Source organism: Taibaiella soli (assembly GCF_003236175.1).
GTDB lineage: Bacteria > Bacteroidota > Bacteroidia > Chitinophagales > Chitinophagaceae > QKTW01.
In genome coordinates this window covers 109,063-132,061 of record NZ_QKTW01000014.1, presented here as the reverse complement: position 1 = coordinate 132,061, position 22,999 = coordinate 109,063, and the positions used below count along the sequence as shown (strand labels likewise).

Annotated in this window: 18 protein-coding genes; 11 read left to right on the top strand and 7 right to left on the bottom strand. The window is 44.2% G+C overall.

Annotated elements, in window-relative coordinates; translation table 11 throughout:
• Positions 1-174: 174 nt before the first annotated feature.
• From dnaK to DN068_RS09145, 6 genes are all read left to right on the top strand, one after another.
• Complete coding sequence (gene dnaK / locus DN068_RS09170; protein WP_110998607.1) at positions 175-2,067, top strand: molecular chaperone DnaK; 1,893 nt, start codon at positions 175-177, stop codon at positions 2,065-2,067.
• A 425-nt stretch (positions 2,068-2,492) separates the two neighbouring features.
• Positions 2,493-3,215 (top strand): hypothetical protein, encoded by a 723-nt coding sequence (locus DN068_RS09165; RefSeq protein ID WP_110998606.1) that lies wholly within the window; start codon positions 2,493-2,495, stop codon positions 3,213-3,215.
• Positions 3,216-3,287: 72 nt separating this feature from the next.
• Positions 3,288-4,508, top strand: coding sequence for a trans-sulfuration enzyme family protein (locus DN068_RS09160; RefSeq protein WP_207798885.1), 1,221 nt, complete (start codon positions 3,288-3,290; stop codon positions 4,506-4,508).
• A gap of 350 nt (positions 4,509-4,858) precedes the next feature.
• Positions 4,859-5,248, top strand: coding sequence for a four helix bundle protein (locus DN068_RS09155; RefSeq protein WP_110998605.1), 390 nt, complete (start codon positions 4,859-4,861; stop codon positions 5,246-5,248).
• Between the two features lie 20 nt (positions 5,249-5,268).
• A complete protein-coding gene (locus DN068_RS09150) occupies positions 5,269-6,471 on the top strand; it encodes an acetyl-CoA C-acyltransferase (RefSeq protein WP_110998604.1) in 1,203 nt (400 codons plus the stop codon).
• 236 nt (positions 6,472-6,707) lie between these two features.
• Positions 6,708-7,706: an amidohydrolase family protein gene (locus tag DN068_RS09145; RefSeq protein WP_110998603.1), complete on the top strand. Its 999-nt coding sequence runs from the start codon at positions 6,708-6,710 to the stop codon at positions 7,704-7,706.
• 196 nt (positions 7,707-7,902) lie between these two features.
• Here the strand turns inward: DN068_RS09145 and DN068_RS09140 are convergent, their stop codons facing one another.
• The 5 genes from DN068_RS09140 to DN068_RS09120 form a co-directional block, all read right to left on the bottom strand.
• On the bottom strand, positions 7,903-8,811 hold the full coding sequence (locus DN068_RS09140) for a bestrophin family protein (protein ID WP_110998602.1): 909 nt from the start codon (positions 8,809-8,811) through the stop codon (positions 7,903-7,905).
• 2 nt (positions 8,812-8,813) lie between these two features.
• Positions 8,814-9,296 (bottom strand): hypothetical protein, encoded by a 483-nt coding sequence (locus tag DN068_RS09135; protein ID WP_110998601.1) that lies wholly within the window; start codon positions 9,294-9,296, stop codon positions 8,814-8,816.
• A gap of 260 nt (positions 9,297-9,556) precedes the next feature.
• A complete protein-coding gene (locus DN068_RS09130; protein WP_110998600.1) occupies positions 9,557-10,930 on the bottom strand; it encodes a sensor histidine kinase in 1,374 nt (457 codons plus the stop codon).
• Positions 10,931-11,614 carry a response regulator transcription factor gene (locus DN068_RS09125; protein ID WP_110998599.1) on the bottom strand — a complete coding sequence of 228 codons (684 nt, stop codon included), beginning with the start codon at positions 11,612-11,614 and terminating at the stop codon, positions 10,931-10,933.
• 141 nt (positions 11,615-11,755) lie between these two features.
• Positions 11,756-14,200 (bottom strand): TonB dependent receptor, encoded by a 2,445-nt coding sequence (locus DN068_RS09120; RefSeq protein WP_123985293.1) that lies wholly within the window; start codon positions 14,198-14,200, stop codon positions 11,756-11,758.
• A 231-nt stretch (positions 14,201-14,431) separates the two neighbouring features.
• On the opposite strand from DN068_RS09120, the gene DN068_RS09115 reads away from it, so the two are divergent.
• From DN068_RS09115 to DN068_RS09100, 4 genes are all read left to right on the top strand, one after another.
• On the top strand, positions 14,432-17,404 hold the full coding sequence (locus tag DN068_RS09115) for a ligand-binding sensor domain-containing protein (protein ID WP_110998597.1): 2,973 nt from the start codon (positions 14,432-14,434) through the stop codon (positions 17,402-17,404).
• Between the two features lie 134 nt (positions 17,405-17,538).
• Positions 17,539-18,171, top strand: coding sequence for a response regulator (locus tag DN068_RS09110; RefSeq protein ID WP_110998596.1), 633 nt, complete (start codon positions 17,539-17,541; stop codon positions 18,169-18,171).
• A 199-nt stretch (positions 18,172-18,370) separates the two neighbouring features.
• Entirely contained in the window at positions 18,371-19,708 is a 1,338-nt protein-coding gene (locus tag DN068_RS09105) for an APC family permease (protein ID WP_110998595.1), read from the top strand.
• Positions 19,709-19,753: 45 nt separating this feature from the next.
• The gene (locus DN068_RS09100; RefSeq protein ID WP_110998594.1) at positions 19,754-20,389 is read left to right on the top strand and encodes a DsbA family protein; all 636 of its coding nucleotides are present in this window, start codon (positions 19,754-19,756) and stop codon (positions 20,387-20,389) included.
• A 33-nt stretch (positions 20,390-20,422) separates the two neighbouring features.
• Here DN068_RS09100 and DN068_RS09095 read toward each other — a convergent pair whose 3' ends face one another.
• Together DN068_RS09095 and DN068_RS09090 are read right to left on the bottom strand one after the other, a co-directional pair.
• Complete coding sequence (locus DN068_RS09095; RefSeq protein ID WP_165836335.1) at positions 20,423-20,944, bottom strand: YkgJ family cysteine cluster protein; 522 nt, start codon at positions 20,942-20,944, stop codon at positions 20,423-20,425.
• 490 nt (positions 20,945-21,434) lie between these two features.
• The gene (locus DN068_RS09090; protein WP_110998592.1) at positions 21,435-22,199 is read right to left on the bottom strand and encodes a hypothetical protein; all 765 of its coding nucleotides are present in this window, start codon (positions 22,197-22,199) and stop codon (positions 21,435-21,437) included.
• A gap of 104 nt (positions 22,200-22,303) precedes the next feature.
• Between DN068_RS09090 and DN068_RS09085 the strand changes: the two genes are divergently transcribed.
• Positions 22,304-22,963: a J domain-containing protein gene (locus tag DN068_RS09085; RefSeq protein WP_110998591.1), complete on the top strand. Its 660-nt coding sequence runs from the start codon at positions 22,304-22,306 to the stop codon at positions 22,961-22,963.
• Positions 22,964-22,999: the final 36 nt, after the last annotated feature.

Sequence of the window (22,999 nt, the reverse complement as noted above, 5' to 3'; positions counted from 1 at the left end):
CAAGATTACAGCATACCTTATATCTCAAATGCCTCACTGACAACCAGTGGGGCATTTTTCTTTCTGTTTGGCAGAAAAACTGACATTATAGCGCACTTTGCGTAACTGGCATGTAGATTGACATATTATTTAAAGGAAACCAAACTGACTAACTATTATAATTAATTACATACTATGGGAAAAATTATTGGAATTGACTTAGGAACTACCAACTCATGTGTTGCCGTAATGGAAGGTAACGAGCCGGTGGTTATTGCCAACGACGAAGGCCGTCGTACTACCCCTTCGGTAGTTGCATTCTTGAAAAACGGCGAACGTAAAGTAGGTGACCCTGCAAAGCGTCAGGCGATCACGAATCCGATCAACACGATCATGTCCATCAAACGTTTTATGGGCCGTCGTTTTGACGAAGTTGGCGGTGAAATCTCACACAACTCTTATAAAATAGTAAAAGGCGACAACAACACACCACGTGTTGATATTGATGGTCGCATGTATACGCCGCAGGAAGTTTCTGCTATGATTCTTCAGAAAATGAAGAAAACAGCGGAAGAATTCCTCGGTCAGGAAGTAAGCGAAGCAGTAATCACTGTACCAGCTTATTTTAACGACGCTCAGCGTCAGGCAACTAAAGAAGCGGGTGAAATCGCAGGTCTGAACGTTCGCCGTATCATCAACGAACCTACAGCAGCAGCGCTGGCTTACGGTCTCGACAAACAACACAAAGACAGCAAAATCGCAGTATTTGACCTTGGTGGTGGTACTTTCGATATCTCCGTACTGGAACTCGGTGACGGCGTATTCGAAGTAAAATCTACTAACGGTGATACACACCTCGGTGGTGATGATTTCGATAAAGTGATCATGGACTGGCTGGCTGAAGAATTCAAAAAAGACGAAGCAGTAGATCTGCACAAAGATCCTATGGCTTGGCAACGTCTGAAAGAATCTGCCGAAAAAGCTAAGATTGAACTGTCTTCTTCTCAGGAAACTGAAATCAACCTGCCTTATATCACAGCAGTAGACGGCGTTCCTAAACACCTTGTACGTAAACTGACTCGTGCTAAATTCGAACAACTGGCAGACAGCCTGGTTGAGCGTACACTGGAACCATGCCGCAAAGCATTGAAAGATGCTGGTATGAGCACTGGTGATATCGATGAAATCATCCTCGTAGGTGGTTCTACCCGTATCCCTAAAATTCAGGAAGTAGTAGAAAAATTCTTCGGTAAAAAACCAAATAAAGGTGTAAATCCGGACGAAGTAGTAGCTGTAGGTGCTGCAATTCAAGGTGGCGTACTGACTGGTGATGTAAAAGACGTATTGTTGCTCGACGTTACTCCGCTGAGCCTCGGTATCGAAACTTACGGTGGTGTAATGACTCGTTTGATCGAATCAAACACAACAATCCCAACTAAGAAAAGCGAAACTTTCTCTACTGCGAGCGATAACCAACCGAGCGTTGAAATCAACGTTATCCAGGGTGAGCGTCCAATGGCGAAAGACAACAAATCACTGGGCCGCTTTATCCTCGATGGCATTCCACCAGCTCCGCGTGGCGTTCCTCAGGTAGAAGTTATCTTTGACATCGATGCGAACGGTATCCTGCACGTAACTGCGAAAGACAAAGGCACTGGCAAACAACAGAACATCCGTATCGAAGCTGGTTCTGGCCTGAGCAAAGAAGAGATCGAACGCATGAAAAACGAAGCGAAAGCGAATGAAGAAGGCGACAAAATCGTTCGTGAGCGCGTTGAAAAACTGAACATGGCTGATGGTCTGATCTTCAACACAGAAAAACAACTGAAAGAATATGGCGACAAGATCCCCGCTGATAAAAAAGCACCGATCGAAACTGCTATGAATAAACTGAAAGAAGCACACAAAGCTGAAGATATGGCTGGTATTGATGCTGCTTCTGAAGAACTGAATGCTGCATGGACTGCTGCGAGCGAACATCTGTACAACGCAGGTGGCGCACCAGGTCAGGAAGGTGCAGGTCAGCAAACTGCCGGCGATCAAAACGATGGCGGCGTAGCTGATGCAGAATATGAAGAAGTAAAATAAGACTGGTAGACGAAATTAGTTCGACAGCAAAAAGCGCTCACATTGTGGGCGCTTTTTTTATACGGCCGAGATTAGCAAAGTACATCTCGTGTCTATAGTTCATGTCAATCTCGGACTGGCCACTACCGACGAGCTGTTCGACATGTTAACGAAGCGCATGTCGAACCACAGATATACGGGATTTTTAATCTCCGCAGTCACCACACGGATCGGAGATCCTTTTTATCTATCGTTCGATCCGACAATGCGGTCGGGACTTCGCGAACATGTCGAATAGCAAAGTTTTTTTGTATCCCGATGCAATCGGGCTGAATTTTATCGACACAAGTGATCCTTCGGAACACTTGCGCCAGTTAGTATTACATTTTTCATCATACATATAAAAAGTGCAACGAATAATTTTTTTGTAGAACTTAGCGCTGTTTATGAGAAAAATCGTTTCCAAAATCGCCCCTGTTGTCTTTTGTATTTTTTGCTGCTTTAATCAGGCACAGGCACAGGAATTATTAGGGAATGTCGGTATCGGCATCGGTTATGATGCATTCCTTCCTGATAAAAATGTTTTGGAGTATAACAGCAAATGGCCTTTCCAATTAAGTCCACAAGCGGTACTGGGACTACGTTACGGTGCAAAAAACGGTTTTGATTTTTTCATGGATGCTGGCGTGGGAATTACACGCATTCAGTTTCCTGTTCCAGATGAAAACAAAAGCGGCAATTTTCTCAACCAGTTCAATCTGCGTTTTATGGCCGGTTCCGGTCCAAGAATGGAGTTGAATGAAAAATCCGCCATCATTCCATTTATACAGCTCGGCGGCGGATTTTACAGTAACTGGGGCAATGCAACACAGCAAAACAACAACAGCGATATTTCGGTAACAACCACTAAAGATGTACTCAACTCACGTTGGGTAGTATTGGCCGGTGGCGGTGTTGACTGGGAATTTTACGCGTATGTTCCTTCCAGTATCAACCTGCAGTTTACCTATACGCCAATGAATATATTCGAAAATCCTATTGCGTATACCGCTACTACTCCTAAAGCTAGCACAGATCTGCTGCTGCAAGGAAAGCTATTACAGGTCATGTTTACCTTCCGAGTATATCTGAGTCTGAAAAAATGGGGTGATTACCGCCAATACTACTAGACCGGTCAACTTCTTACTGGCCATTTTCAGGGGTATCTCGTAACTTTACGCCGCTAAACGAACGATGATACGATGTCTGTAGAAAACAATATGGGATTTGATACGCTGTGCATACACGGCGGTCACAAGCCTGAAAATAACAGAGCGCACCTCACTCCGATCTACGCTTCCAGCACTTATACATTTGACAGTGCCGAACAGGCAATTGCTGTTTTCAAAAACGAAGAACCAGGCTATATCTATGGCCGCTTCGGTAATCCGACCATCAATGAAGCGGAAGAAAGAATCGCGATGATGGAGGCTTATGGTTTGCAAAACGCAGATGGCAGCCAATTGCAATTAAAAGCGATCCTGCACGCATCCGGTATGGCGGCGATTACAACAATGCTGTTATCTAACCTGAAAGCAGGTGATAAAATCATTACACATCCATCCCTTTACGGTGGCACACAAGAACTGGCAGATAAAATTCTTCCGGGTCTGGATATCGAAGCTGTAATCGTGGATTTCAAAGATATCAATACAGTTGCCAAAGCCATTCAGGCAGATAAAGCCATTAAGATGATGTACATGGAAACGCCGGCAAACCCGACGTTGAAATGTGTGGACCTTGAAGTGCTTTCTGCTCTGGCCAAAGAACACGGGCTCATCGTTTGTGTAGACAATACTTTTGCAACGCCTTATTTACAACAACCGTTCCGTTACGATGTTGACTTTGTAATGCATTCCACTACTAAGTTCCTCAATGGACACGGCACAGCGGTTGGCGGCATTGTGATTGGTCGTGATCTGGAGAAAATGAATACCATCGTTACCAAAACACATCGCTTACTGGGCGGCAACAGCAATGCATTTGAGGCTTTCCTGCTCACTAATGGATTGCGCAGCTTCAGTCTCCGTATGGAACGTCATTGCAGCAATGCACAAAAAGTAGCGGAGCTTCTGAGCAATCATGAAGCAGTAGCGCTGGTAAACTATCTGGGACTTACTTCACATCCTGATCATGAGCTTTGTAAAAAACAAATGAAACATGCAGGTGCTATGATGAGCTTTGAACTGAAAGGCGGATTTGACGCTGGGGTTCGGTTTATGAACAAGCTGAAAATGTGCACTAATGCGGTTTCTCTTGGCACTTGTGATACTTTGCTTTCACACCCTGCCTCTACAACACACGTAGGCGTACCACGTGAGAAACGCATTGAGTTTGGCATTACTGATGGTTTGATCCGATTGAGTGTAGGTATAGAAAATGTGGAAGACATCATTGCGGATTTGGCGCAAGCACTCGCTTAGCGAATGGTGAATGGTGAATGGTCAATGGTCAATGATCAGCGCGAGTGGGCTTCGACTCCGCTCAGCCTGACAGACCTCATCTAGCAAGAATCCCAAACGCGAGTAGCGATTGTTGTGGTAAACAAATTATAGAAAATGAGTGTCACCTTGACAAACAGGAGTAACAAACACTTATTTCGCGAGATCCCTCCTTTGTCGGGATGACAAATGCGAGTAAATAACAAACGTGAGTAATGTTTCAACTCCGCTCAGCATGACAAGTGCAAGAAAGCACGAGCAAGCTTTCAGCTTTGAGCCTTAGGCTTTCAGCTTTTTTGAATTTTGACTTTTGAATTTTTAATTAATACGCATTGCAAGAACAGAAGAAAAAAGACAACCTGATTTTACAGCTCAGTTTTGAGCTGGCGATCTCAGTTGTTGATTTTTGTGCGCAGCTGGACACCCAGCGAAAATGGACTTTCTCCAATCAGATACTCAGTACGGGACTAGCGCTGGGTGCGAATATTCGCGCAGCACATAGTGCAGAAGGCAAGGCAGACTTTATCCATAAGCTGAAGGTGGCTGCTAAAGAAGCAGAACAACTGGAGTTTTATATGGAAGTGTGCCACGCTTCAGAACATCTGCCTGCCAACGATCGACTGCTTGATCAATTGCAAACGATCAGCAGTATATTGAATACAATTATTACGACAGCAAAATCTAATCTTACTAAAAAATCGGTCGATCAGCCTGCAAGCTGATTGGTCACCATTTTCATTTTATGAATACCGTTTATGTTATTGACGCAGTACGTACCCCAATCGGGAAATATGGAGGCACTTTAGCTACTGTACGTCCTGATGATCTGCTGGCTCATGTTATTAAATCACTGGTTGCACGCAATCCGAACGTAGATGTAAATGCAATTGAAGATGTAATAGCAGGTGCTGCCAACCAGGCTGGTGAAGACAATCGCGACGTAGCACGTATGGCGCTTTTGCTGGCGGGCTTGCCAGTTACAGTGGGCGGCAATACAGTCAACCGTCTTTGTGCTTCCGGCCTTCAGGCAATCATGGATGCCAGCCGTGCCATTATGTGCGGTGACGGTGAAATTTATATCGCCGGCGGCGTAGAAAGCATGACACGGGCGCCTTTCGTAATGGGTAAAAGCGAAACGCCTTTCGGTCGCAGCAGTGAAATGTTTGACACAACGATGGGCTGGCGCTTTATCAATAAAAAACTGAGCGCGCTCTACCATCCTTATACCATGGGCGAAACGGCTGAAAACGTAGCCAAACAATGGAACATTACCCGCGACGAGCAAGACCAGTTTGCCTACGCAAGTCAGGAGAAATACGCAGCAGCAGCGGCTTCGGGAAAATTCAATGATGAGATTGTTCCTTACACTGTTGATCTTGGCAAAGGAAAAACAAAAGAATTTGCAGTAGATGAACATCCGCGTCAGTCTCCGCTTGAAAAACTGGGCGAACTGAAACCTGCTTTCATAAAAGACGGTACGGTAACTGCGGGTAACTCTAGTGGTATCAACGATGGTGCGGCTGCGTTATTGCTGGCTTCTGAAGAAGCGGTAAAAAAATATGGTTTGAAGCCGATCGCAAAGATCAAATCAATGGCGATTGCCGGTGTTGATCCATCGATCATGGGTGTGGGACCAGTGCCTGCTACATTGAAAGCGCTGAAACGCGCAGGTCTGGAGATTGGTGATATTGATCTGGTAGAACTGAATGAAGCGTTTGCTTCGCAAAGCATTGCCTGTATGCGTGACCTCGGTCTGGAAAGTGCGAAGGTGAATGTAAATGGTGGTGCGATTGCGCTGGGTCACCCATTGGGTTGTAGCGGCGCGCGTATCTCTGCTACGCTGCTGCACGAAATGAAGCGTCGCAATGCTAAATACGGTCTGGCGACAATGTGTATCGGTGTTGGACAAGGTGCGGCGATGATTTATGAGGCAGTTGGTGAGTAGTGAGTTGTCAGTTGTGAGTGCTTATGTGATTACACTGTCATGTCTCCTTCCGTCGACATGACAGTGTAATGTGGGCCGCGCGCAATGCTTCGACTACGCTCAGCATGACAAACGCGAGTCTGCGTCGACTTCGCTGGACGAAACTGATACATCATAACTCATCAATAATAACCTGCAGCCTGCTTCGTACCTCGCAATGACGCGAGTATTATTTTTTGACTTTTAACTTTTGAATTTTGAATTATAAAAAGATAGACATCCACACACACATCATGCCGGAGCATATTCCGGATTGGTTCAAGAAGTTTGGCTATGGTGAATTTATTCATCTGGAGCATCATTGTCCGGGTTGTGCGCGAATGATTAAGGGTGATAAAGTTTTCCGTGAAGTAGAACAAAACTGCTGGGATCCGGGTGTGCGCATGAAAGAGATGGACATGACGGAAGTAGGTGTACAAGTGCTTTCTACAATTCCTGTTTTGTTTAACTACTGGGCAAAACCAGAACACGGCCAGGAAACTTCCCGCTTCTTTAACGACCACATGGCGCAATGCGTAGATCTGCATCCCGAGCGCTTTATAGCTGTGGGCACAGTGCCTTTGCAGGATATCGACATGGCGATTAAGGAAATGGAGCGTTGTGTGAAAGAACTGAAAATGCCTGGTCTGGAAATCGGTTCTAACATCAATGGTAAAAACCTGAGTGATCCTTATTTCGATCCGTTCTGGAAAGCTGCGGAAGAACTGGACTGCTGTATTTTTGTGCATCCATGGGAGATGATGGGCGAAAAGGACATGATGAAATACTGGCTGCCATGGCTGGTAGGCATGCCTGCTGAAACAGCGCGTGCTATTGCTTCTATGATTTTTGGCGGTGTATTTGAAAAATATCCGAAACTGCGTGTAGCTTTTGCTCATGGTGGCGGTTCGTTTCCGTTTACGATCGGCCGTATTGAACATGGCTTCAATGTGCGCCCTGATTTGGTTGCAATTGACAACGATGTGAATCCTCGTAACTATCTCGGCAAATTCTGGATTGACGCCCTGGTGCACGATCCGAAGACACTGGATTATGTTGTGGATGTAATTGGTCAGGATAAGATTTGTATGGGTAGCGATTATCCGTTTCCATTGGGTGAACATCATCCGGGCAAGCTGATTGAAAGCATGAATTATTCACAAGAGCTGAAGAATAAACTGCTGTTTGAAAATGCAATGCAGTGGATGGGCAAATAAACGTCTGATGTTTTCTAAGCACCAGATACAATCTGGTGAAATTGACAGACACGAGTGACCCTACAGAACACTCACGCCAGTAAAAAACAAAAAGAAAGGTTGGCAATTGCCAACCTTCTTTCATTTCCACCCAGAGTTCGAAAATCAGCCAAAAAACAGGTGGTTTTGTAGAGACGCAGCATGCTACGTCTCTACATTACATCACATAAAATGCATCTTCCTTTTTGTATTCCGGAATGCTCTTCTCACGAAGCATTTGGAACAGATCTCTTTCTATGTTGCGGGATATGGTGGTCATTGGCGTATCGGTCGGCTTGTTTTCAAATGGGTCTTGCAGATGGATCGCCATTTTTTCAATCAGCGAAAAACTAACCGCAATTGCTACGGTAATTAAGATTTCCACATAACCGAAATAATCGATCAGACTGAACGGCAGCAACCCGATAAACAACAACAGTGTAAAGTGAATATACAAGCTGTACGTAGCCGGAAACACTGTATTCTTGATGCGTTCACACTTCCCCATCGAATCGCAGAGACGGCTGAGCGTGCGGTCTATCTCCACCTGTTGAAAGGTATTGATCCAGCCTTCATCCAGAGCTTTTGTAAGATCCTGCGACTGCATTTCCAACAAGCCCGAAGGCACGACTGTATAACTGGTAACGTATTCATACTCTTCTGCACTAATGTATTTTCTCAATTCACGTGGATTACTTTGTCCGCGAAGATGTTGCGCCAGCGCATAGTTCCAAGCTATTTGCCGACGCACCATTCTATCGCAGAGTTGCTGTGCACCGTCGCCATCATAGCTGCTCTTTACGAAGCCCAACAACTGACGCGTCAACGTACGTCCGTCATTGACGATAGCGCCCCAGATATGCCGCGCTTCCCACCAGCGGTCGTAAGCCTGGTTGGACCGAAAACCGAGCAACAATGACAACACGGTCCCCAATACTGTAGGCACGGCAATTGGTATGGAAATGCGGATATCGTGGTAGTTTTCATAGAGCAATGCAATCGTCGTCCCGTAAAGGAAAACAACGAGTATCTCGTACTTTACTTTCCCGAAAACGTATTTGAAAGGAATATTTTTCTTCAGTAGCATAGTTAAACAGTTAATTCTTTGAACAATAAAACAGATGGTGCGGGTACTTTCTTCTTCCGCAACTGGCTTGCAGCAAGTATTTGAACTGTCACAAGCTTGATACAGTCTGCAATTTTTTCACTGTATTGATGTGGTATTATATAAGTATACCGGTCATCATAAAGCAGGATATCTATTTCGTTGCCTTCAATAAACAAGCTCATTGTCGCTTTTGTAGTACCGTACAACGGCTTGAAATTAATGCTGGCGATCGTTTGGCCGTATTGCTGTTTTAAGCGTCTGCATTCGGCACGCAATTCGTCGCCGAATATTTGTGATACAGGTATGCTCTTTTGCAGAAACAATAAGCTCCTGATATCTGAGGGCATGCGGAACGGATGAAATAATGTGACCGCGAATTCCCTGTCAGGCAAAGCTTCCGCCAACAGCGCAATGGGCCGCAGCGAAGCCAATGTAAAATCAGTGGGTATCAAAACATTTTCCATAATAAAGGTGTTTGTGCCTTGAATAGTTTGATAGGACAAAGCTCCTTTAATGGTATTAGAACGGCCTAAGCGGGAAATTAAAAGTGGATTAGAGCTTTATTAGAAAATGATTAGAGCCGAAGGCTCGTTAATAAGTTAATACGTTGAAAGGTTAATACGTCGTTGCGTACAATTCATCACGTTTGTAAGGAAGGGCTCGCGAAATTTGGACGGCATATTCGCGCTGAAAGTCCTCCTCCTTCGGAGGAGCTAGAGGGGGCCTAATTATAAGGCCTGCAAACCGGCAGCACAATGGCAACCTTTGTTCCTACGCCGACGGCAGATTGTACTTTGATTTCGCCTTCATGAAAACGGACAATATTAAACGTAAGCGGCAAACCTATACCGTGACCTTCGATTGTTCCGATATTTGATGCGCGGAAAAATGGCACGAAAATATATTTCAATTCCTCTTCAGGAATGCCGATACCTTCATCTGAAATGGAAATGGTATGCTTTTTATTTTCGGTCTGTAATAATATCGATACGGGCTTTCCGGAGTATTTAAAAGCATTGAGCACTACGTTACTGATCGCCAGACGAAGCAGCGCATAGTTACCATTGGCATAAGGTGCGTCCATATAACCGTGTACATCAGGCATCGTAAGCGTTAACTGATATTCAGGATGCATTTTAGAAACCATCAGCTTAATATCATTCAGCACTTCATCTAAGCGCACAGGCTCCATTTGCAGCGAAGCAGCAGCGCTGTCGGTTTGTGCAAGCGTGAGTAGATTGTTGGTAAGGTTTTGTAAAATCTCCGCTTCATGGAGAATTACTTCCAGACTTGCTTTGTACTCGGCCGGATTACGTTCTTTATACAAAGCAAGGTCAGCTTCGCCAATAATTGCCGTCAACGGCGTGCGTAATTCATGAGAAGCATTACTCACAAAGTTCTTCTGAATATCAAAAGCTGCTTCCAGTCTGGAAAGCAGATCATTAAATGTTCGTGTCAACACTGCTATTTCATCGTGTTCTTTCTGCTCTGGCAACCGCAGATGCAGACTTCCGATACTGATTTCTTTTACGCGGGAAATAATATTTCTGATGGGTAGAAAAATGGCCTTCGAAAAAAACAGGCCAATTGTAAAAACGATCAACGTGGAAACCACGCCGCACGCAAGCAAGATCTGACGAAGGTTTCGCAATACCTCATCGCCATAATCGTTTCTTGCAGAAATCACGACAATGTAGTTACCGTTATTATTTGCATGCAATACACCAGAATAATAAAGGCCATGCTGGTTATAATTTGCCTCATGCAGCGAAATAATTTTCTTTAAAAACGAAGGATTGATGCCCATGCTATCTGCAGCTTTTTGATCAACTACGCCATTTTTCACCGGCAGCAAATATTCTTTCTCCTGGTTTAGCTTTTCAAGATATTGCTCGCGAATGGCCTCATAAACTGCGGTATTGGTTTTATCATTCTCCAGCAATGCACTGGCCACAATATGGGCGCGTATCTCAAGGCGTTTGTAAAAATCCTGAAACGCAAATTTGCTGGAAAAAAAGTATACGACCATGCTCACCAGAAAGATAAATCCCGCAGTGAGTACCGTAAACAATACAGTCGTTTTTATCTGAATGGTCATCTACCCTTCTTTTAAAATATAACCCATACCTGTAACGGTATGCAGCAGTTTCGGATCGTAATCTTTATCAATTTTCTTACGGAGATAATTCACATAAACGTCCACCACATTTGTCGCCATGTTAAATTCTACGCCCCAGACTTTTTCAAGCAACTCCATACGTGAAAGCACGCGCCCTTTGTTGCGCAGAAAACACTCAAGCAGGCGATATTCTGTAGCGGTAAGCACTATCTCCTTACCTTGTCTTTTTACAATACGAGCTGTCATATCCATTTCAAGATCGGCAAGCGAAAGCTTTTCTGCGTCACCGGCATCACTTCCGCCGGTACGACGCAACAACGCACGTATCCTGGCTTCCAGCTCTGAAAACTTAAATGGTTTCACGAGATAATCGTCTGCTCCATTGTCCAACCCGGCAATAATATTTTCAGTAGTGCCAAGAGCTGTCAACATTAGAACTGGCAGTTTTAATCCGGCCTTTCTTACCATACGGCACAGTTCTATTCCATTAATACCGGGCAACATTACATCCAGGATCAACAAATCATACTCGTGCTGAAAAATCATCTGACGACCTGTTTCACCGTCCGGCGCGATACTGATCTCATAGCCACTTTCGGAAAGGCCACGATTAATCAGCGCTGCTACTTTTGGTTCATCTTCTACTACTAATATTTTGGCCATACACACCTAATAGAGCCTGTAAACTATGAAAAAAGCATGAAGCACGCCGCGAAGAGACATAAAAAATCCCCCGGCTCATTTGGTTAATGCAGGAGCACACCGGGGGAACAAAAAAACAAAAAAGCGAGATTAAATACCGTCTTAACCACCGCTGCCGGCACGCCGGATCTCGTCTTCTGCACCGCTACTGCGGCGGCGTACGGGAGACAGATTTTTACGACCGAAACGATAAACAAATGATATGGTAGCAACGCGTGTATCGCGTTTTACAACGAAGGCTTCATAATAATTGGAATAGACATTGGTACCGGATGGACTGCCATGTCTGAAAATATCGGTGATGCTTAATTTTATCGTGGCCTGTTTCGATAAAATATTCTTTTGCACGCCGGCATTCAACATCCAGATCGGCTTTAAATTCATATAGCCATAGACCTGCGCGGATTGATAATAAAGGCTTCCCTCCAGCGACCAGTCACGCGGAAGTATAAAGCTATTCACAGAGTTCAATTCAAATGCCGGTTTGCCATTCTTCAACGGTGTATTCGCAAGATTTCCTTCGTAAAAAGCATAATAAAGATTAATGCTGTTGGTACTGTTCCACCATTTGAACACCTGTATCGGATAAGCGCCACTAAGTCCCACAAAGCTCATACTGGCAAGATTTTTATCCGTAATCTGCGATACGTGATTAATACTGTCAACAGGCTGAATTACCTCCGTAATCACATTTGTCGTGCGACTGAACGAGAGCGTGGTGATGAACTTGTTTTTGTACGTATGCGACAATTCTACGGCGTAAGTCAAAGCTGGATTGAGATACGGATTACCCTCTCTGTATGAAGTCGGATCGAGATAGAATTTAAACGGATTAAGCTGGCTATAGTCCGGGCGCTCAATACGTCTGCTTAACGTCAGCCCCAGATCATTAATCTCATTGATGTGCCTGTGCACTGAAATGCTTGGAAATAGCTGTGTATAATGCTTGTCAAAGCTGGTGTTATTTACTTTTTGATCTCCTTCGATATTTGTTTGCTCCAGTCTCAGTCCGATCTGCGTGCTCCATTTTTTCCATTCTTTACTTCCGTTCACGTAAGCGGCATTAATATTTTCATCGTAGATAAAATGATTGCTTTTGGACGAATCAAACACATTCCCGCCATTGCTCTGGTCATAAAATGCAGACTGATTATCTGCTGTCACATAGCTGCTTTTGCCGCCTGCTTCAAAATGAATTCCGTTTTTGAAATTATGTGTAAAATCAGCCTTTAACGCGCGAATCTGCGTAAGACCAGAAAGATCGCCATGCAGCAAATAAGGATTTAATACAGGATCTGTACTTCCATCTGCGAGATAATATTGCGTGGTATAATCTTGTGTATTACTATTCCAATACCGGGCGTAATCGGCGTCTACACTGAGTTCGGTACCGGTGCTGTCAAACTTGTGACGAATATTTGCATTTACGGCATAGTTATGTAATCTGTTGTCTTGAGTATTGTAAGTAGAGAAACGGGATTGTGTTATATCTGCCGCATCTACAACATGAGTATAGGCCGATCCTGTTGGTGAATACGGATTGACACTACCGGTAAAAGATGCGCCCACACTGGTTTTGGGACTAATGCTATAATCAGCGCCAAGGCTGGCCGTATGATTCTGTAAAGGAAAAGTGATATAGTTATGTTGTTTATACGCGGTGCTGAATACACCATCCTGATAAAACCGCCGGTCAAGTTGAAGCTCATTCGAGTTTTTACGATAAGCATAATTATAACTCGAATAAACGTTGAGTTTTTTATTCCGGTAATTGAGGTTAAAACCTGCACCCGCTTTGGGATATATGCCCTGTCCATAATTGGCATTCACACTTCCGTTAAAACCGTCTTTCTTATTTTTCTTCGTGATGATATTAATGATACCGCCCGTTCCAGCCGCATCATAGCGCGCCGATGGATTGGAGATCAGTTCGATTTTTTCGATAGAGCTGGCAGACATGCCGCGGAGCATGTTGGCAAGATCTTCCCCCGAAATGGGCACCAGTTTGCCATCCATCATTATGGTCACACCTTGCTTGCCTTTCAGACTGATGTTATCATTCTGATCAACACTTACGCCGGGCGACCGGGATAAAACTTCTAACGCGGATGAACCCGTATTGACAATACTGTTCTCCACATTTACCACCAGTTTATCGGCCTGCACTTCTATCAACGGTTTGCTTGCCTTTACCGTTACATCACCGAGGGTCGTTGACTGCTCCGAAAGTGTTATAACAGGCAGCGTTATTTTATCATGACCGCTGAACTTTATTTTGTCGGATGTGTAGGTATTAAAACCCAGAAAGCTTGCCTGGACTATATAATCGCCGGCTGTGCTGAATTCGATCCGGTAAAATCCTTTGTCATTGGTGACATCCGCTTTTACCAGTTTATGGTCATTGGCATTCAGCAGTGCAATCGTCACACCTACCAAAGCGGCACCTTTATTATCGGTCACACTACCTTCTACACCGCTTGCGGACTGGCGGGCAAACGTACTTTGCAGGCAAAGAAAAAAACAAAAGAAAGCAGCAACAACTTTCATAGGAAATGATTCGTCAACAAAAGTATCGGCATGATATTGCAACAGGTTCACCCGGCCGGGGGGATATGTTTGAAAACACCAGAAATACCGGGGTATAAAACGGGGGAATTTAGAAACGAGATTACAGATATTGCCCAGAGAATAAAGTAATTTCACATTAAGACCTCACCGGAAACTTTAAAAGAATCACGACTGAAACAAACGGACAAATATTTTAACTTCACTACATATATGACGGCACGCAAGAACATATCACTATCCTCAGGTTTCAGGTACTTTATCTGCATGCTGTTTGGCCTTGCAGGGATATTTTCTGCGAATGCCCAGCGCGTTCCGTTTTACAATCTCAATATCGAAGACGGACTGGTGCAATCGCAGGTTACCTGCATGACTCAGGATAAGATGGGACACCTCTGGGTAGGCACACTCGGCGGCATTTCACGGTATGACGGCAGTATGTTTGTAAACTACACCGTGCGCGACGGACTTATCGCCAACGTAGTCACCACACTCACCAAAGACAGTAGCAACCGCATCTGGGTAGGAACCATGAGCGGCATTTCCATTTTTGACGGCGCCCATTTTCAGAATATATCCACCACGCATCTGATGCCGAAAGGTCTCTATAATATCCGGATGACAAAAACGGATACAGTCTGGTGTGCGGGCAGCGGACGGCTTTGCTATATTCTGAAAAATCAGGTGCATGAAATGCCCATTCCTGTACGTGATTCAATGGTTTCATCTATCTACACCGATCAGGATGGGCTCTGGGTTGCGCTGACACGTGGTGCATTGCTTCATTACAAAAACCGTAAATGGGACAGCCTGAGCGTTCCGGCATTGGCCAATAACGCGCGCCTCGCCATTTACAAATTCAGATCTACTAAAACGCATGGCACTTTATTGCTGACAAACGCGGGTATACTGCAGCTTCGCCCTGATTCAATTGTCCGTCCTGATATTTCGGCTCATGTGCTTGAAAATTTACCCATTGTCACATCAGCGACTGAAGACAACCAGCACAATCTCTGGTTTGGTACCGCCAGCGGCGTTATCCGAACTAATGACACATCCATACAGATTTACAATAAAAAGAACGGTTTAAGTGACAACGGCTTCGACGACATTTTTTCGGATGAAGAAGGAAACGTCTGGCTGGCTTCCGACGGTCAAGGCCTGTTCCGGTTTTCGGGTTCTTTGTTCACAGGCTTAGATGAAAGCGTTGGTCTGCCCAGCGCACAGATCATGAGCATTGCTGCAACACGCAATGGCATGCTGTATCTCGGCACTTATGATGCAGGTTTATACGCTTACGCAAATGGACAAAGCGGAAAGATTATCGTTCCCGGCGGCCTCACACCATTGATCACTGCACTGGCAGTACGCAACGGCAATGAACTCTGGATCGGATCAAAAGGATACGGCGCCTGGCGCTATGATTATCGCGGATTCAAATCATATACTGCTCCGGCACGCTCATTTCCATCCAATTTCGTTTCCTGCATGTATACCGATACCACAGGAAAATTATTCATCGGCTTTGCAAATGGCGCAGTCTATCTATACAAAGACACCTTCCGGAAAGTACCGCTCAAGGGCAACTCTGTAGAAGCATTCATACAAATCGGAGCAGATAGTATACTCATCGCCACCAATGAAGGACTAAAACTTTTTAGCGAAGGCGTGGTAAATCCTTTTATTACCCGCGCGGCACCCGACAGCTCTGTAGCCCAGTGTTTCACCATGCGCGGCAGTCAGCTTTGGATCGGAACCAGCGACAATGGCCTTATTTGCTACGATCTGAAAACGCATGTTTACAACACTTACAACAAAAGCAACGGACTGCATTCTGATTTTATCTACAATCTGGTAACCGACAACGAAGGGAATGTATGGGCTGGCACCGGTTTTGGTATTCATAAAATCAGCTTCAGCAACGGCTCGCCGGTTATCTATTTCTTCGGCCGTGAGCAAGGCGTGAATGGCATGGAAAGCAACCATAACGCTGTTTTTAAAATGACAGATGGCAGTATCTGGTTTGGCACGACGAACGGAGCACTCCATTATCAGCCAAAGTCGAAAATGGTAACGGCTCACCCGATCAGCATTGTAATGCAATCGGTAAAAATATTCGGAGAAAACATTACCAATCAAAACTGGTATGACAGCACGGATAGCTGGTATGGCGTTCCTTATCATCTTGAATTGCCGTATCAGAAAAACAATATCACATTTGTATTTCAGGCAGTATCGCTGAGCGGTGCCGGCCAATTGCGTTACCGCTATCGCATTGATGGATTGGAAGCACCGTGGTCTGACTGGGCTGCAACTAATGCAGTAACCTATTCAGCGCTGCCACCGGGCAATTATACATTTCGTGTGCAATGCACTACGGACGATGGCACGATGAAAGAATTAACCTATCCTTTCGTCATTATCACGCCGTTCCAAAAAACAAATCTGTTTCGCCTGCTGATACTCGCAGCCTGTATTTTGTTAGGTGTAATCATGCAATACATCGCCAACAAAAGAAAACAAAACCGGTTGCTGATGGTGGAAAAACTACGTCGTGAAGAACAGGCAAAAGTGCGTCAGCGCACAGCGGAAGACTTCCATGATGAAGTGGGCAATAAACTAACGCGCATCAATGTATTGACCAATGTCCTGAAAACGAAAATCGGCGATATCAATCCGGATTCAAAACGAATCATTGATCAGATACAAGACAATACAGCACAGCTTTACAGCGGCACACGCGATATTCTCTGGTCACTCAAACCTTCTAACGATAATCTCTACGAAATCATTCACCGCCTGCGTGATTTCGGCGGCGAATTATATCAGGATACGGAAGTCAACTTTACATTTACCGGCACTGACGAACGCTGGCGCAACTTCCGCTTGCCAATGGACGTAAGCCGGAATCTGATTATGATCTTCAAAGAGGCGATGAATAACTCGCTGAAATATTCCGGCGCTACAGAAGTCTCACTTGATGCGGCTATTAAGCAGAAAGATGTGCTGCAGATCGTTTTCAAAGACAACGGTAAAGGTTTTGACATTATGACCGCAAAGAAAGGTCACGGTATCAACAACATGCAGATGCGGGCCGAACGTATTCACGGCCGTCTTTACATTGACGCTGCGAAAGAACGCGGCACTATTATCTCATTGAGTTTCAAAATCCCTTCCATGAAGTGATAATCGCACGGGAAGAAAATTTTAACTTTATATCGGTTGCAAATTTGTGAAGCTGTTCTTTGTAAAGTCGCTTTCTACGCAATTTTACGCTTTCGCAACTTTGCAGATTTAAAAATCACCAAAAACAAAAAAAGATGACTCGCGATTTAAACATACGTGTCAGCATTATAGAAGATGATGAGACCATCCGTGAAGGCTATGCTTACCTGATCGGCCATACGCCGGGTTATACGGTGGTGAGCACTTATGCATCTGTAGAGGACGCGCTGAAAAAAATTGACAAAGATGATCCGGATGTATTACTGCTCGATGTAGAACTTCCGGGAGTTTCAGGCATCGACGGTTTACCGAAACTGAAAAAGGCTTTGCCGGAAACATATATTCTGATCCTTACAGTTTATGAACAGGATACGCTGATTTTCCGCGCGCTGGGCAATGGCGCTTCCGGGTATCTTACCAAAAACACACCACCGGAAAAGATCATCAGTGCCATCCATGAAGTAATGGAAGGCGGCGGACCTATGAGCGCACACATTGCCCGTATGGTCATTCATTCGTTTCAGCGCAATGAAGCTTCTCCGCTAACTCGCCGTGAAACGGAAATTCTGGAACAAATATCAACCGGCAAAAGTCGCAAACGCATTGCCGAAGAATTATTCATCGACCTCGAGACCGTAAAAAGCCACATCAAAAATATCTACCACAAGCTCGACGTGCATTCTAAAGCAGATGCAATAAAAACGGCGAGAGATAATAAATTCATCTAATGGTGAATGGTGAATAGTGGTGAAACTGCCAACATGAAAGGTCAAGAACCACAGAAAGGTTTCAAGTTTGACGTTTCAAGTTTGAGGTTTGAGGTTTGACGTTTGACTATTGACCATTCACCATTGACCATTGCCCTATATTGATTCCTTATTTGCATTTTAGCTGCCGAGTTTTAACCTTTGGTCTGACTTTTATCTGATGCAAAACGAGCACCAATTACAACGAGGCCTGTCATTACCGCAAGCTACCGCTATCAACATGATCGATATGGTGGGCATCGGGCCGTTTATTATCATCTCCGGAATGGTAAGTCTGATGGCCGGTCCTGCGAGTCTGATAGCCTGGGTGATTGGCGCATTTCTCGCATACATGGATGGAATGGTCTGGGCCGAGATGGGCGCAAAATGGCCTGAAGCCGGTGGCAGTTATGTGTTCCTGCAGAAATTATTTGGTGGTAATGCCGGCCGGTTAATGGCTTTTCTTTTTGTCTGGCAAACCAGTATTCAGGCCCCGTTAGTGGTGGCCAGCGGCGCAATTGGTTTCTCCCAGTATTTCTCTTACCTCATTCCGCTAGACCCGATTCAGAAGAAAATGGTAAGTGGTGCATTAGTAATAGTCCTCGTTGCCCTGCTTTACCGTGATATTAAAAGCATCGGAAAAATATCGATCGTACTTTCAGCGATCACCATTGGCACCATGCTCTGGATTATTTTCTCCGGAGCACCCAAATTTAATACCAGCCAGGTTTTCGATCGCAGCTACTGGTCATTCGATTGTTCCAAACTGTTCTTTGCTGCTTTAGGTCAGGCTTCGCTAAAAGCTGTTTATTCTTACCTGGGTTATTATAATGTTTGTCATCTCGGAGGAGAAATTAAAAATCCATCGAAGAATATACCACGCGCTATATTTTTATCCATCACCGGTATTGCCATCTTGTATCTTGGCATGCAAACCGTGATCCTTGGCGTTGTTCCCTGGCAGCAACTCGCACATTCCGATTTCGTAATCAGCCTGTTTTTTGAAACGGTATATAATCACACTGTGGCTCAGGTTGCCACATTTCTGATTCTATGCATCGCGCTGGCATCACTATTCGCTGTAATACTCGGCTACTCGCGCGTGCCGTATGCAGCCGCGCTTAAGGGCGATTTCTTCCCTGTATTCGGCAAGGTACATCCACGGTTAAAATTTCCGCATGTATCATTACTGGCGCTCGGCGGACTCGCTTTTATTTTCAGCCTGCTGTTCCGTTTGGGTGAAGTCATTTCTGCAATTGTAACGATGCGCATTCTGATTCAGTTCGTATCGCAGGCTGTCGGTGTGATCCGCTGGCACTATACAAAACCCGGCGACGAACGACCATTTAAAATGCCATTGTTCCCGATTCCTGCAATTATCTCCATTATTATCTGGCTCTACATTCTTACCATGAGCGAAACAATCTTTATTGCGCTCGCTTTAGGCATCATTGTATTGGGCATCATAATGTTCTACGTTAAAGAATCGTTGGTTACCAGCAAATCAATACAGCGATAAACGCATTTTATCTGAAATATTTTCATTTACAGTTAATTTTGCAGCATGAAAAAAGGAACCGTTTTATATGTAATGGACCCACTCTGCGGCTGGTGTTATGGATTCAGCAATGTGATGCAGGAAATGGAGCAGAAATACGCTGCTGATTTTGATTTTCGCGTGATCGTAGGTGGCATGATCACCGGCGAGCGCATCGGTCCGGTTTCCAACATGGCTAATTATATTCTCGGCGCTTATAAACGTGTAGAAGATTTTTCCGGCGCTAAATTCGGCGAACCTTACCTCGATTTTCTCCGCGACGGCTCAGATATCAACAACTCAGAACCACCTTGTCGCGCAATCTATGCATTCGGACAAATGCAGCCTGATAAAATGGTGGACTTTGCACACGCACTGCAACTAAAACATTTCATCGAGGGCAAAAGCTTTAATGATGAAAACACTTACCGCGAGTTGGCAACAGCATTCGGTCTTAATGCGGATGAATTCATCGAATCAATGAACTCAGAAGATGCGAAATATGGCACGCAACAGGATTTCCAATGGGTAAAAGCAGCGGGTATCGAAGGCTTCCCCTGCACCGTATTGCATTATGCCGATCAATATTATTTACTGGCACAAGGTTTCCAAAAACTGGAATCAGTAGAAAAAACAATGGAGTCAATTATGGCTGGTAATTAATGATGTCTCGTAGAGACGTTGCATGCAACGTCTCTACCCGATAATAATAAATCCCAATTCCTTTTTTACTTCTTCCACCACGTTATAGATAATCGGGCAACTGCCGTAATGTAATAACGTTCCCAGAAAACGTTCGCTGAATCCCGGCTTATGTAAATGCGGAAAATCGCGGCATTCTGTAAAACGATGTGTATAAATGCTGCATTTGGTACCATCAAGAAAATGGCATGGAATCGAATTGATAAAACAATTGCCGGCAAGGCTTTCTTCAATATATTTTTCCCGTACCTGTGGTTCCGGTTGTTCCAGGAATGCAGACAAATCTTTAATCTCGTCGTTGGTAATATTAACCACCAGTGTTTTGCAGCAATTACCGCAAAGCGTGCAATCCACTCCGGCATTCACTTCTTCGTAAACCCGGTGTGCAATACCATCAACTTTACGACCATCTTCATGTTTCAGAAAAAGACGGAAATGTTCATTCTCTTCTTCTTTTTCAACAGCCGTTTTTGCAAGGAAAGCCAGATCAGTCGTGTATTTCGGATTATGTGCCAAAGGTATGTTTTGTAGGCGCCAAAGGTACATCTTAAAATTTATATCGTTTCCGGACATAAAAAAAGCGACCGGAGAACCGATCGCTGGGGGGAGTTTGCTTTTAGATGATTGTGGAATTAATGCCAATGCGGCATTCGTGGGGAGGTAGATTACTATCTCTTGGGAGTAATCATTCAAAGCAAAGATCTTTTATATGCATAACCCACAAAACATTATATACCCTTACCGGTATACCGGACGGTATTTTGCTTCGCTGGTTTCAATAATTTTTAAACTGTGCAATTGCTCTCGTGAAATACAGTGCTCTCTTTCTGTGTTTCTGATGTAATGAGGGGAAAATGGCTCTATTGGCCATTATTGGGAATAAAAGTATGTAAATACGGGCAGATTTCCACTCCCCGAACTAAAAAATATTTTCTTATAAATTAATGAACATCTACAAGTTTAAATTACCGCTAATCTATAGTCATTTACAGCCAGACCATAACAACTATTTTTTATTATACACAGGACAACGTTTCAGTATATAACGCAAAGCATCTTTATAGGATTCTTCATTTCTGAGCATCGCAGTATGACGGTCGGTATAAATCTGCGTGTTGTCTGCCGAATAAATTGTTACCTCCATTTCATTTTTATACTCCCTATTGACCTGCGCCGTAGCAACCTCATTCGATTCATTCTTATCAGCGGCACTAATATGCACACCACCAATCAGCACGTACCGTACGCCCAGTATCCTGCATAAATCTGAGTAAGTATGTCTCTTGATTGTGTTCTGATCAATGCCACTCCGGGCAAGTGTTATATTGGTTGTATCTGGATTGAGGAAATGAAAAGCACCGTCATTGTCAGACAAGAAAACGAAAGCTTCGTTTTGCATTTCATTCTGAAAAGTCATAGCAGTTGCAGGCGCAAGCGATTTATCATAAAACGTGAACGGCAATATAGCAACATTACCGGGCATCGCTGTGGCAGTAGATATAGAAGACCCATTGTTCATCATTTCCACGCGTCCGCTGCCAAAGACTATTTTGTTTATAGAAAATTTATCAATAGTGTAAACCAATGTTTCGTTCCTGTAAATAAACCTTATCTGTTCATTATTCTGATCGAGCACCTTACCTACCCGATTCTCACCGTTCAACATCTTCACCGTGTCTACCATATTTTGCCCGAAAAGCTGATGCGCATCGGTTGTAAAAAAGCATATCGCAAGTGAAACAAAAAACTCCTTTTTATATCCAATATTCATCCATTAACCTTTGCCTTCGTATACCAAATACCATGCCATTTTTCGCAGGTCCTGATTACCTTCCAATAACTTAAAAGCTGTAATTTCACAGTCTATTTCTGCCAATGATGCCATTCAAAGACCATTATAAAACGCTGGCCGTCCCACCCAATGCCAGTTTGCAGGAAATAAAAAAAGCATATCGCGCACTTGCACACCAATATCATCCGGATAAAAACACACACAACCAATACACCGAAGGTTTTTTCAGGGAAATACAGGAAGCTTATCATGTACTATCCAACGCACACCGTCGGGTTGCTTACGATGAAGAACGCTGGCTGGCCGGATATTCCATGACGAAACAACCGGCGTCTGTAACGCCCGAATGGATCTACCAGCAATGTCTCAGTCTGAGTAAACACATGACTACAGTGGATATTTACAGAATGAGTCACGCCGCATTACGCGATTATATCTTACTGATACTTTCTAATGATGATATGGCCATACTGGAACGGGCAAATCATCAGGAGCTGAATAGAAATATTGTAGGGGAATTACTGAAAAGCATGAAGTCACTTCGCTATGATTACATACCGGAGATTATTGCGCGACTCAATACGCTCGCTGCATCAGATATCATATTGCTTGCCGAAATCAAAAAGCTGACAGCAGAACAGCAAAAACAAGCAGAATGGGAAAAAATAAAACCTTACGTGTTAATATTGGTGGTCGTGATACTGTGTGTATTGATGCTTATCTACGGGAAATTAATGCGATAATGGCGCTCCGCGAGTGTTTTTTCCCGCAAAGACACA

What these genes read in the sequence shown, in the direction of transcription:
- dnaK (WP_110998607.1), top strand. Translation starts at nt 175, where the DNA reads ATGGGAAAAATTATTGGAATTGACTTAGGAACTACCAACTCATGTGTT.
- DN068_RS09165 (WP_110998606.1), top strand. Translation starts at nt 2,493, where the DNA reads ATGAGAAAAATCGTTTCCAAAATCGCCCCTGTTGTCTTTTGTATTTTT.
- DN068_RS09160 (WP_207798885.1), top strand. Translation starts at nt 3,288, where the DNA reads ATGTCTGTAGAAAACAATATGGGATTTGATACGCTGTGCATACACGGC.
- DN068_RS09150 (WP_110998604.1), top strand. Translation starts at nt 5,269, where the DNA reads ATGAATACCGTTTATGTTATTGACGCAGTACGTACCCCAATCGGGAAA.
- DN068_RS09140 (WP_110998602.1), bottom strand. Translation starts at nt 8,811, where the DNA reads ATGCTACTGAAGAAAAATATTCCTTTCAAATACGTTTTCGGGAAAGTA.
- DN068_RS09135 (WP_110998601.1), bottom strand. Translation starts at nt 9,296, where the DNA reads ATGGAAAATGTTTTGATACCCACTGATTTTACATTGGCTTCGCTGCGG.
- DN068_RS09130 (WP_110998600.1), bottom strand. Translation starts at nt 10,930, where the DNA reads ATGACCATTCAGATAAAAACGACTGTATTGTTTACGGTACTCACTGCG.
- DN068_RS09125 (WP_110998599.1), bottom strand. Translation starts at nt 11,614, where the DNA reads ATGGCCAAAATATTAGTAGTAGAAGATGAACCAAAAGTAGCAGCGCTG.
- DN068_RS09120 (WP_123985293.1), bottom strand. Translation starts at nt 14,200, where the DNA reads ATGAAAGTTGTTGCTGCTTTCTTTTGTTTTTTTCTTTGCCTGCAAAGT.
- DN068_RS09115 (WP_110998597.1), top strand. Translation starts at nt 14,432, where the DNA reads ATGACGGCACGCAAGAACATATCACTATCCTCAGGTTTCAGGTACTTT.
- DN068_RS09110 (WP_110998596.1), top strand. Translation starts at nt 17,539, where the DNA reads ATGACTCGCGATTTAAACATACGTGTCAGCATTATAGAAGATGATGAG.
- DN068_RS09105 (WP_110998595.1), top strand. Translation starts at nt 18,371, where the DNA reads ATGCAAAACGAGCACCAATTACAACGAGGCCTGTCATTACCGCAAGCT.
- DN068_RS09100 (WP_110998594.1), top strand. Translation starts at nt 19,754, where the DNA reads ATGAAAAAAGGAACCGTTTTATATGTAATGGACCCACTCTGCGGCTGG.
- DN068_RS09090 (WP_110998592.1), bottom strand. Translation starts at nt 22,199, where the DNA reads ATGAATATTGGATATAAAAAGGAGTTTTTTGTTTCACTTGCGATATGC.
- DN068_RS09085 (WP_110998591.1), top strand. Translation starts at nt 22,304, where the DNA reads ATGATGCCATTCAAAGACCATTATAAAACGCTGGCCGTCCCACCCAAT.